The sequence below is a fragment of the Streptomyces capoamus genome (genome assembly GCF_014654935.1).
GTDB lineage: Bacteria > Actinomycetota > Actinomycetes > Streptomycetales > Streptomycetaceae > Streptomyces > Streptomyces capoamus.
On the sequence record NZ_BNBF01000024.1, the window covers coordinates 70,109 to 70,505 of the forward strand.

Genomic DNA, 397 nt, shown 5'->3' on the forward strand with positions numbered 1-397 from the left:
TCCGCGGCCGGCCGGCCCCCCGTTCCCCCGGAGGGCTTCCGTCCGCGCCACCACGAGGTGAAGGTCCGTGTCGCCAGGCGCGGAATCTGCCGTTCCGGTGTGATGCCGCCCAGGCGCTTGGCGAGAGCAGCCAGCGGTCCCACCGCGGCCAGGGCGTTGACCAGCGCGGCCGTTCGGGTGCGGGCGGTCCAGTGCAGCCACTCGGGGAGCAGGCCCATGCTGTGGTGGGCGGCGGGGCGGCGGCGGCCGGCGTAGTAGTGGTGGAGGAACTCCGCCTTGTAGGTGGCCATGTCGACGCCCACCGGGCAGTCCGAGCGGCAGCCCTTGCAGGACAGGCAGAGGTCGAGGGCGTCCCGGACCTCCGTGGACCGCCAGCCGTCGGTGATCACCTCGCCCG

1 pseudogene is annotated in these 397 nt (G+C 74.3%); it reads right to left on the bottom strand.

Annotated elements, in window-relative coordinates:
- Positions 1 to 397: pseudogene (locus IE312_RS42550) on the bottom strand (FAD-binding oxidoreductase); the annotation flags it as partial.